The organism is Pseudonocardia lutea (assembly GCF_042658055.1).
Classification (GTDB): Bacteria; Actinomycetota; Actinomycetes; order Mycobacteriales; family Pseudonocardiaceae; genus Pseudonocardia; species Pseudonocardia lutea.
On record NZ_JBHSQK010000064.1, the window covers coordinates 24,042 to 33,453 of the forward strand.

At 72.9% G+C, this 9,412-nt stretch carries 10 protein-coding genes; 9 read left to right on the top strand and 1 reads right to left on the bottom strand.

All coding sequences use genetic code 11. From position 1 onward, the window contains the following. Window positions 1–48: 48 nt before the first annotated feature. The 9 genes from ACFQH9_RS23085 (at window position 49) to ACFQH9_RS23125 (ending at window position 8,494) form a co-directional block, all read left to right on the top strand. On the top strand, window positions 49–1,572 hold the full coding sequence (locus tag ACFQH9_RS23085) for an FAD-dependent monooxygenase (RefSeq protein ID WP_379568831.1): 1,524 nt from the start codon (window positions 49–51) through the stop codon (window positions 1,570–1,572). Further along, window positions 1,569–3,203, top strand: a complete 1,635-nt coding sequence (locus tag ACFQH9_RS23090; protein ID WP_379568833.1) for a (2,3-dihydroxybenzoyl)adenylate synthase — start codon at window positions 1,569–1,571, stop codon at window positions 3,201–3,203. The genes ACFQH9_RS23085 and ACFQH9_RS23090 overlap by 4 nt, the downstream gene beginning before the upstream one ends. Further along, window positions 3,200–3,922, top strand: a complete 723-nt coding sequence (locus ACFQH9_RS23095; protein WP_379568835.1) for a maleate cis-trans isomerase family protein — start codon at window positions 3,200–3,202, stop codon at window positions 3,920–3,922. Before ACFQH9_RS23090 ends, ACFQH9_RS23095 begins: the two co-directional genes overlap by 4 nt. 22 nt (window positions 3,923–3,944) lie before the next feature. Beyond that, complete coding sequence (locus ACFQH9_RS23100) at window positions 3,945–4,655, top strand: TetR/AcrR family transcriptional regulator (RefSeq protein WP_379568837.1); 711 nt, start codon at window positions 3,945–3,947, stop codon at window positions 4,653–4,655. Between the two features lie 129 nt (window positions 4,656–4,784). Continuing rightward, complete coding sequence (locus ACFQH9_RS23105) at window positions 4,785–5,429, top strand: VOC family protein (protein ID WP_379568839.1); 645 nt, start codon at window positions 4,785–4,787, stop codon at window positions 5,427–5,429. Then, window positions 5,426–5,674 (top strand): hypothetical protein, encoded by a 249-nt coding sequence (locus tag ACFQH9_RS23110; protein WP_379568841.1) that lies wholly within the window; start codon window positions 5,426–5,428, stop codon window positions 5,672–5,674. Before ACFQH9_RS23105 ends, ACFQH9_RS23110 begins: the two co-directional genes overlap by 4 nt. After that, window positions 5,671–6,909: an alpha/beta fold hydrolase gene (locus ACFQH9_RS23115; RefSeq protein WP_379568843.1), complete on the top strand. Its 1,239-nt coding sequence runs from the start codon at window positions 5,671–5,673 to the stop codon at window positions 6,907–6,909. The genes ACFQH9_RS23110 and ACFQH9_RS23115 overlap by 4 nt, the downstream gene beginning before the upstream one ends. A gap of 103 nt (window positions 6,910–7,012) precedes the next feature. Further along, on the top strand, window positions 7,013–8,287 hold the full coding sequence (locus ACFQH9_RS23120) for an MFS transporter (RefSeq protein WP_379568845.1): 1,275 nt from the start codon (window positions 7,013–7,015) through the stop codon (window positions 8,285–8,287). 48 nt (window positions 8,288–8,335) lie between these two features. Then, complete coding sequence (locus tag ACFQH9_RS23125; RefSeq protein ID WP_379568847.1) at window positions 8,336–8,494, top strand: hypothetical protein; 159 nt, start codon at window positions 8,336–8,338, stop codon at window positions 8,492–8,494. 268 nt (window positions 8,495–8,762) lie between these two features. Here the strand turns inward: ACFQH9_RS23125 and ACFQH9_RS23130 are convergent. Then, the coding region (locus ACFQH9_RS23130) for a GDSL-type esterase/lipase family protein (protein WP_379568849.1) at window positions 8,763–9,412 on the bottom strand (650 nt) is incomplete at its 5' end.

A 9,412-nucleotide genomic window follows, 5' to 3' on the forward strand; every position in this document is an offset into this window, starting at 1 on the left:
GTCGAATAGTCGACGCAACAGTCAATCGACGCCATCGGAGGTCCGGTGATGCAGCCACGACGGGTCGCGGTGCTGGGCGGAGGCCCGGGCGGGCTCTACGCCGCGCGCCTGCTCAAGCTCGCGAACCCCGCCTGCGAGGTCCGCGTGTACGAGCAGGGCGATCCCGACACGACCTTCGGGTTCGGGGTCGGGCTCGCCGCGGGCACGCAGCGCAGGCTCGAGGCCGCGGACCCGGACACTCTGCGGGACATCGTCGCCGCGGGCCTGCGCCACGACATGACGATGCAGGTCGGCGACGCGGCCGCCCGGGTCCGCAACGACCGGCTGATCGGCATCGCACGCACCGAGCTCCTGGCCGTTCTCCAACGACACGCCGAGAAGGCCGGCGTGGAGCTCGAGTTCGGCGTCCGCCGCGCCGCCGAGGAGCTCGACGCGGACGTGGTGGTCGCCGCGGACGGCGTCAGCAGCGCGACCCGCGAGAACGGCACGTTCGGCCGGCGGATCGAGGTCGGCAAGGGCCTCTACCTGTGGTGCGGGACCGCGTTCGCGCTCGAGGCCGCCGTGTTCGCGCCGGTCGAGACCGAGCACGGCACGTTCGTCACCCACGCCTACCCGTACACGGGCGGCCGCTCCACCTTCCTGATCGAGACCGACGAGCAGACCTGGCGGCGCGCGGGGTTCGACACCACGACCGCGTCGTTGGAGGCCCCGGGCACGCCGTTCGAGGCCTCGGACGAGACCTCCCTGCGGTACCTGGAGCAGGTCTTCGCCGAGCAGCTGCGCGGTCGGCCGCTGATCGGCAACCGGACACGCTGGCTGCGCTTCCGCACCGTCCGCTGTGACCGCTGGGCGGAGGGGAACACGGTGCTGCTGGGCGATGCCGCGCACACCGCGCACTTCTCCATCGGCTCCGGCACCAAGCTGGCGATGGAGGACGCGATCGCCCTGGTGGACGCGCTGCGGGAGGCACCCGAGGCAAGCGTCGCGTTCGCCCGGTACGAGGAGGTCCGCCGGCCCGCCGTCGAGCGGCTGCAGGAGCTGGCCCGGCGCAGCCAGCTGTGGTGGGAGTCGTTCCCCGCACGGACCGGGCTGCCGGTGGAGCGGCTGATGGTGGCGTACATGTCCCGGGCCGGGAACGTCCCGCTGGACCGGTTCGCACAGACCAGCCCGGACGTCGTCGGGACGGCCCTGCGCCAGTACGGCGGCGGGCACCCACCGGCGGACGATCTCGCCGGCTGGGTGCTGGACCGGCCGCTCGCTCACGGGGACCGCGCGTTCCCGAACCGCACCACGGTCCCCGAGCTGGAGCGGCTGTGGGTCGACGTGCACGACCCCTGGTCGCCGGAGGGGGACGCGCTGGTCGCGTCGGCCCGGGGGACGGACGGCGTGCTGGTCGCCGGACCCGCGGCCCGTCCGGCCCTGCTCACCCGGCTCGACCTGGCCGAACGGGTCCGGCTGGAGACCGGCACGCTGACCGCGGTGGAGGGGCCGGCCGCATTGCGCGACGATCTCGCCGCCGGGCTGGTCAGCGGCCGCGCCGACCTGGTGGCGCTCACCGAGGAGACCGCATGACACTCGTCGCCTACCCCGAGGCCGCGGTCCGCCGCTACCGCGCGGCCGGCTTGTGGGGTACCGCCACGATCGCGACCGAGTTCCACCGGATCGCGCGCGCCCACCCGGGCCGCGACGCCGTCGTCGCGCTGGAGGGGCGGCTCACCTTCGCCGAGCTCGACCAGCGGACCGACCTCCTCGCGGCGGGGCTGGCCGGGTTGGGGCTACGGCCCGGCGATCCTGTGCTGTTCCAGGTCACGAATCGGCTCGAGGCCGTGGTCGCCTGGTACGGCGTGCTCAAGGCCGGGCTCGTGCCCGTCGCCACCCTCGCCGCGCACCGCGGCCACGAGATCGGCGAGATCAGCCGCCGCGTCGGCGCGGTCGCCCACCTGGTCGAGGCGGGGCTGCGCGGCTTCGACCTCGTCGGGTTCGCCGAGGGCCAGCGGCGCGACCACCCGACGCTGCGGCACGTGCTCGTCCTGGGCGACGACCCGCGCGGCGAGTCGTTCACCGCGCTCGGTCGCGACCAGGACGCCGCCGCGGCCCGCGCCCTGGTCGAGCGGATCCAGGCGGACATCGACCCGGACGCCGTCGCCGTCCACCAGCTCTCCGGCGGCACCACCGGCGTGCCGAAGGTGATCCCTCGCCGGCACGCGGAGTACTGGTACAACGCCGCGGAGTACGCCCGGTCCTGGGGCTGGACCGCGGAGACCCGGGTCGCGCACCTGATCCCGATCATCCACAACGCCGGCGTCGTCTGCGCGGTCCACGCCCCGCACAGTGTCGGCGCCTGCCTCGTCCTCGGCACGCCCGACCTCGACGAGTCGCTCCCGCTGATGGCCCGCGAGGGCGCCACCCACGTCCTGCTCGGACACGGCCACTACCGCGCCGTCGACCATCCCGACTTCGACGCCGCCACCAAGGCGGTGACCCAGCTCGTCCTGTCCGGCAGCAAGGTCCCGCCCGCGCTGTTCGAGGCCCTGGAGGCCCGGGGGATCTGGTCGGGACAGCTGTTCGGGATGGGGGAGGGGCTGTTCCTGACGACCCGGCCCGGCGCGCCGCGGGAGGCGCGACTGACGACTGTGGGGACCCCGCTGTCCGGGCTCGACGAGGTGCGGATCCTCGATCCCGGCTCGGAGGCCGACGTCGCCGAGGGGGAGGTCGGCGAGCTGTGCGCGCGCGGCCCCTACACGCTGCCCGGCTACTTCGACGCCCCCGAGCACAACGCCCGCGCCTTCACCTCCGACGGCTTCTACCGCACCGGCGACCTGGCCGCGTTCGTGACGATCGAGGGCGAACGGTACGTCTGCATCGAGGGCCGGCTCAAGGACCTGATCAACCGCGGCGGCGAGAAGATCAACGCCGAGGAGGTGGAGCTGCTCCTGCTCCGCCACTCGCGGGTCACGGCGGTCGCCGTCGTGCCGATGCCGGACCCGCGGCTCGGCGAACGCACCTGCGCCTACGTGGTGGTGGAGGGCGCGGAGCTGACCCTGTCCGAGGTGCAGGAACACTTCGCCGCCCTCGGGGTCGCCAAGTTCAAGTGGCCCGAACGCCTCGAACACCTCCCCGAGATCCCCCGCACCCTCGTCGGCAAGACGGACAAGAAGCGCCTGGCCGCCGACATCGCCAGGAAAGTGAGTGCCGCCCGATGACACACCGGATCGGACTGGTCGTCCCCAGCTCCAACGTGACCGTCGAGACCGAGATCCCGGCCCTGCTCGGCCGCCACGCCGAGAGCTTCTCCTTCCACTCCAGCCGGATGCGGATGCACCAGGTGTCCCCGGAGGAGCTCAAGGCGATGAACGCCCAGCGGGAGCGCTGCGTCGACGAGCTGGCCGACGCCCACGTCGACGCCCTGCTCTACGCCTGCCTCGTCGCGTTGATGGCGCAGGGCCACGGCGAGCACCAACGCGTGGAGAAGGCCGTCCGCGACCAGCTCCCGGACACCCCGATCCTGTCCAGCGCCGGTGCGCTGGTCGACGGGCTGACCGCACTCGGGGCCCGCCGGATCGGACTGGTCACGCCCTACATGCGGCCCCTCGCCGAACAGGTCGTCGCCTACCTGGAGGCCGAGGATCTCACCGTCGTCGACTGGGCGGCGCTCGAGGTCGCGGACAACACCGAGGTCGGGTGCATCCCCGGGGACCGGGTGCTGGAGGCGGCCCGAGGTCTCGACCTCACCGGTGCGGACGCCCTGGTCATCTCCGCCTGCGTGCAGATGCCCTCCCTCGACCTCGTCGCCCCGGCCGAGGAGGAGTTCGGGCTGCCGGTGCTCTCCGCCGCCACCGCCGGAGCGTACGCGCTGCTCACGGGCCTCGGCCTCGATCCCGTCCTGCCCGGCGCGGGCCGGCTGCTCGCGGGGACGGAATGAGACCGGCCCCTACCATCAACACATGAGCGGCAACGGGACCGGGCGCAAGCGCGGCGCGGCGAGCACCGCCCGCCGGGAGCTGGTGGAGAACGAGCTCTACGAGCACGCGACGCGGCTGTTCGCCGAGCGTGGCTTCGCCGGCACGAGCCTGCAGGACATCGCCGACGCCCTGGGCATCACCCGCCCTGCGCTCTACTACTACGTCAAGAGCAAGGACGAGCTGCTGGCCAAGCTGGTCACCGAGGTGACCAGCGGGCCGCTCGACGAGCTCACCGCGCTGGTCGCGCGGGACCTGGACCCGATCGCCACCCTGCGGGGGATCGTCGAGGTCCTCGTGCGCCGCCGGGTGACCCAACCCGAGCGGTTCCGGCTGCTGATCCGCTCCGAGGCCGAGCTGCCGGAGGAGCTGACCGCGGCGTACGACGAGGGCCGCCGGGCGGTGCTGAGGACCATCGCCGGCGTGGTCGACGACGGGGTGCGCTCCGGCGTGTTCCGACCGGTCGACGCGCGGGTCGCGGCGCTCGGCGTGCTCGGCATGTGCAACTGGGTGGCCTGGTGGTTCCACCCCGGCGGCCGCGACACCGCCGAGAGCGTGATCGAGCAGCTCTCCGACATGGCCGTCGCCGCCCTGCAGCGCCCCGACCACCAGGTCCCCGGCGGCGAGGGCCCCGCCGCCGCGATCAAGCTCCTGCGGCAGGACCTCGACCACCTCGAGCGCATCCTCGACCTCTGACGGCTCGCGCCGACGGGCCCGGGGCCTCGTGCGCGCGGCGTATCGTCTTCTTCGTCAAACTATGGACTCAATCGTCAACACTGGCGTAGGGTCGTGGGTGAGCACCGCACGAGCGTCATGGAGGTACTGATGACAGAGCTGGACCACCGGGTGCGGGGGGTCGACCACGTCGCGTTCCCGACCTTCGACCCCGCGGCCACGGTGCGCTTCTACCGGGACGTCCTCGGCTTCCCGGTGGTGCACTCGATCTGCGCCGTGGGGTGGGGCCCGGAGGACCACCCGGACTTCATCCACTTCTTCTTCGACATCGGCAACGACGACCGGATCGCCTTCTTCTACTACTTCGGGACCGACCCCTCGCTGGGCGGACCCGACGGAGCGAAGGGCGACGTCTACGGCCGCTTCGGCGCCGACGTGCCCGAGTACTTCGTCCGCTCCCGGCACCTCGCGATCCACGTGGAGAACGAGGAGGACCTGCTGGAGTACCGCCGCCGGCTCGACGCCAGCGACTGGCCGGTGGAGATGCAGATCCGGCACGAGACCATCGAATCGATCTACACCCACGACCCGAACGGCTACTTCTTCGAGATCACGAGGGCGATGCGACCGGTCACCCCGCAGGAGGACCTCGACGCGAACCTCACGATCGACGCCCTGCTGGACGTCGTCGCGCAGCCGGAGCCGAGCTTCGGGAAGCTGCTGGCGCGCAAGGCCGAGCTGATCGTCGAGCGGGCCCCGGGCTGGGAGCCGGTGGGATCGGAGCCGGCGCGATGACCGAGCTCTACATCCTCGACGTCCCGGAGAACACCGCCGTCGCGAAGGTCGCCGCGGAGGACCCTGCGGTCACCGTCGGGCAGGTCGGCCCGTACTTCGTGATCAGTGCGGACGGTCCCATCGTGATCGACCGGCGCGCCACGGGTTGCCGACACGCCGTCTGGTACTCGTGCGTCGCCGGGGTGGCCCGCAGCGGCCGGATCACCCAGCACGACAAGGACGCGTTGCGCGTGGAGCCGGCATGACCGGGCGCCTGGGTGCGGGCCGCTACCTCGCTGCGGGGGAGCGGCCCGCCTCGACGGTCACGTCCGTCCACGAGCTGCCCACGGCCGACGGTGCCACCGTGCGGGGTGTGCTGGCCACCGTGCCCGGCGCGCGGACGGTTGTGTGCCTGATGCACCCGCGCCAGGACGTCACCCACCATCCGCTGGTCCCGCTGCTGCTCCAGGCCGGGGTCGCGGTGTGGACCCAGCACACCCGCTCGGTGAACAACGACCTCAACCTCGTCCACGAGCAGGCGCTGCTGGACGTCGCCGCGGGCCAGGTGTTCCTGCGCGAGCACTACGACGACGTCGTGGTGCTCGGGCACTCCGGCGGCGGCACGCTGTTCGCGTACTACCTGGAACAGGCGGCGCTGTCGCCGTCGGAACGGATCTCCCGGACCCCGGGCGGCCGGCCGATCGACCTCGCGAGCGCGGACATGCCCGTCGCGGACGGCGCGATCTTCCTCGCCCCGCACCCCGGCCAGGGCAAGCTGCTGCTGGCCTGCATCGACCCCTCGGTCGCCGACGAGACGGACCCCCTGGCGGTCGTGCCCGAGCTGGACCCGTGGAACCCGGCGAACGGGTTCGCGGAGCCGCCGCAGAGCTCGTCGTACTCGCCGGAGTTCCTGGCGCGCTACCGTGCCGCGCAACGCGACCGGGTCGCCCGGATCGACGCGGTCGCGCGGGAGGTGCTGGCGCGGACCGCCGAGGCCCGCGCGGCGTTCAAGAAGTCCGGTGCGGCCGCCGACCGGCGACGGGCCCTGGCGCCGACGATCATGACGGTCTTCCGCACGGACGCCGATCCGCGCAACGTCGACCTCTCGCTCGACCCGAGCGAGCGGCCGTACGGCTCGCTGTTCGGCACACGCCCGGACCTGATCGACTACGGTCAGGTCGGCTTCGGGCGGCTCACCACGCCCGAGGCGTGGCTCTCCACCTGGTCCGGGCTCAGCTCGAAGGCGGACTTCGTCCGCTGCGCCCCCGGCGTCACCGCGCCGACGCTGTTCGTCGAGCTCACCGGCGACCAGGCCGCGTTCCCCAGCGACAGCCGCCGCATGATCGCCGCCCTCGGCTCCGAGGAGCTCACCGTCGCGCGCGTCCGCGGCCTGCACTTCGGCGGCGCCGTCGCCGAGGGCGAACCGACGGGCAACGAGCTGGCCGCCGAGGAGATCCGCGGCTGGCTGGACAAGCGCTTCCCCCTCGCACCGCCGGCCTGAGCGGCGCCCTCCACGGAAAGGCACTGTCGCCATGTCCTCCTCTGCGCCCCCGTCGGCAGCGTCCCGGACCCCGACCAGCGTCCTGCTGCTCTGCCTCGCGTGCATGACGCTCGAGGGGTACGACGTGATCGCCTACGGCGCCGCCCTGCCGGCCATGCTCGCCGACCAGAACTGGGGCCTGACAGTGGCCCAGGCCGGGGTGCTCGGCAGTCTGACCCCGATCGGGATGCTGGTCGGCGCCGTGCTGGTCGGCCTGCTCACCGACCTGCTCGGGCGCCGACGGCTCGTCCTCGCCAGCGTCGCGGTCTTCTCCCTGGCGATGGTGCTGTGCGGGATCGCCCCCGGGGTGACGCTGTTCGCCGCCGGGCGGGTCCTCGTGGGGATCGGCGTCGGGGGCGTGCTGCCCTCGATCGCCGCGCTCGTCTTCGAGTACTCGCCGCGGCAGCGCCGCAACCTCAACACCGCGCTCGCCTTCGTCGGGGTCGGGCTCGGCGGGGCGCTCGCCGCCGTCGCCGCGGCCACCGTCGTCCCGCAGCACGGCTTCCACGCGGAGTACCTCATCGGCGGCCTGGCCGCCCTCGTCGTGCTGCCCCTGGCGGCACGCTTCCTTCCGGAGTCCCTCGTCTACCTGCGCGCGAGCGGCCAGGACCAGGCCGCCGAGCAGTGGATCCAGCGGCTCGGGCTCGATCCCGCCCTCGCCGAGCCCGCCGCCTCCGCGGTCGACGAGCAGGCCGGCGGCCGTGGGCGGATCGCCGCGTTGTTCTCCCGTCGCCGCGCCGCGACGACGGTCTTGTTCTGCCTGACCACCTTCGCGTCGCTGCTGGTGCTGTTCGGCCTCTACACCTGGCTCCCGCAGCTCATGCGCTCCGCCGGGTACGAGCTCGGCTCCGCGCTGGCCTTCCTGATCGTGCTCAACGTGGGCACCGCCATCGGGCCGGTGGCGGTCGGGCGCCTCGCCGACCGCATCGGCTCCAGGCCCGCGACCGCGGCGTCGTTCCTGCTCGCGGTCGTCGGCATCGCGGTACTGAGCTACCCGCTCCCGCTCGGCGTGCTCTACCTCGCCGTCGTCCTCGCCGGTGTCGGCACGGTCGGCACCCAGATCCTGATCAACGTCTTCATCGCGACCCGGTACCCGACCCGCATCCGCGCCACCGCCATCGGCACCGCACTCGCGGTCGGCAGGCTCGGCGGCATCCTCGGGCCGGTCTACGGCGGGATCCTGCTCACCGCGCAGCTCCCGACCCCGGTGCTGTTCTACGCCTTCGCCGCCCCCGCGCTCCTCGGTGCGATCCTCGTCGCCCTGATTCCGCGAGGGCACGACGCCGCGACCCCGGCCGACACCACCGACGACCCGACCACTGCGGCGAGCCTGCCGTGACACCGCGGCGCTCGGACCCCGCGACCTGACACACAGGAAGGACGAGAGATGGCCACCGCACGCGAGCTGCTGGACCTGATCGCCGAGTTCGCCGAGGCGCGACGCTCGGAAGCGGACGAGTCGACGCTGCAGGCGATCGCCCAGCGCTTCGACGTGACCCTGTCCGAGGCGATCGGAGACCGCGCCAGTATGCAGAGCGAGGCGTAGCCGGTCGGCACCGAGCCACCGGTGCGGCCCTTGGGCTCACCGGTGGGGGAGCGGAAGCGGCGCATCGTCCGGCTCTCCTCCGGCGCGGGCGAATCGCGGGACTCGAAGCGCAACGGAAGTCGTTTCAGCCCGAGGTGGTTTCCCCTTCGAGACCACTTCAGGTCACCGGACCGTCGAGGGAGATCGGGGGAACCTGCAGAGCGTCTCAACCCCGCTGGCGACCGCCTGCCCCGAGTGGGTGTACCGCCGCCGCGGGCCTGGCTCGTACTCAGCCCTGGAAGGGTCCCCGTTCCGCGAAGGCCACGGCGGCGAAACGTTCCCCGATGAGGCGGTGGGTGGTGGCGTCGGGGTGGAGCCCGTCGGGGAGGGGGAGCTCGCCCGCATCGGCCTCGCCGTAGAGCCTCCGGCCGTCGAGGAAGCAGAGCAGTGGCGAGACCACCAGCAACGGGGTGTCCGGATGGCCGTCCCGGACGGTGTCGAGGAAGCCGTGCACCGCCGACCCGAACGCGCGCAGCCGCATCACGTCCCCGTTGACCACGTTGATGCCGAGCTTGACACTGATCAGGTCTGCGGGGGTGTCCCGGAGGGCGCGTGCGGTGAACTGGTCCACCATGGCGCTGCCGCCGAACCCGAGGTTGACGAGCTCGACCCCGCCTGCGGCGGCGGCCAGGGCGGGCCAGGTCGTCGACGGGCTTGCGGCGTTCGACCCGTGGCTGATGGAGCTGCCGTGGTGCAACCAGACCCGCCGCCCGTTCTCCGGTGCCGGCCGGACGGGAGCATCGGTGCGCAGCGCGACGAGCTCGGTGATCTCGGTGTAGGGCAGCCAGATCTCGATGGTCCTCACGCGATCGGGAAGCCCGTCGAACCGGACGGTCCCGGCGGGGCCGGGCACGGTGTCCGCGGTCCCGGTGGTGACGT

What these genes read in the sequence shown, in the direction of transcription:
- ACFQH9_RS23120 (WP_379568845.1), top strand. Translation starts at nt 7,013, where the DNA reads ATGACGCTCGAGGGGTACGACGTGATCGCCTACGGCGCCGCCCTGCCG.
- ACFQH9_RS23100 (WP_379568837.1), top strand. Translation starts at nt 3,945, where the DNA reads ATGAGCGGCAACGGGACCGGGCGCAAGCGCGGCGCGGCGAGCACCGCC.
- ACFQH9_RS23095 (WP_379568835.1), top strand. Translation starts at nt 3,200, where the DNA reads ATGACACACCGGATCGGACTGGTCGTCCCCAGCTCCAACGTGACCGTC.
- ACFQH9_RS23105 (WP_379568839.1), top strand. Translation starts at nt 4,785, where the DNA reads ATGACAGAGCTGGACCACCGGGTGCGGGGGGTCGACCACGTCGCGTTC.
- ACFQH9_RS23115 (WP_379568843.1), top strand. Translation starts at nt 5,671, where the DNA reads ATGACCGGGCGCCTGGGTGCGGGCCGCTACCTCGCTGCGGGGGAGCGG.
- ACFQH9_RS23125 (WP_379568847.1), top strand. Translation starts at nt 8,336, where the DNA reads ATGGCCACCGCACGCGAGCTGCTGGACCTGATCGCCGAGTTCGCCGAG.
- ACFQH9_RS23110 (WP_379568841.1), top strand. Translation starts at nt 5,426, where the DNA reads ATGACCGAGCTCTACATCCTCGACGTCCCGGAGAACACCGCCGTCGCG.
- ACFQH9_RS23090 (WP_379568833.1), top strand. Translation starts at nt 1,569, where the DNA reads ATGACACTCGTCGCCTACCCCGAGGCCGCGGTCCGCCGCTACCGCGCG.
- ACFQH9_RS23085 (WP_379568831.1), top strand. Translation starts at nt 49, where the DNA reads ATGCAGCCACGACGGGTCGCGGTGCTGGGCGGAGGCCCGGGCGGGCTC.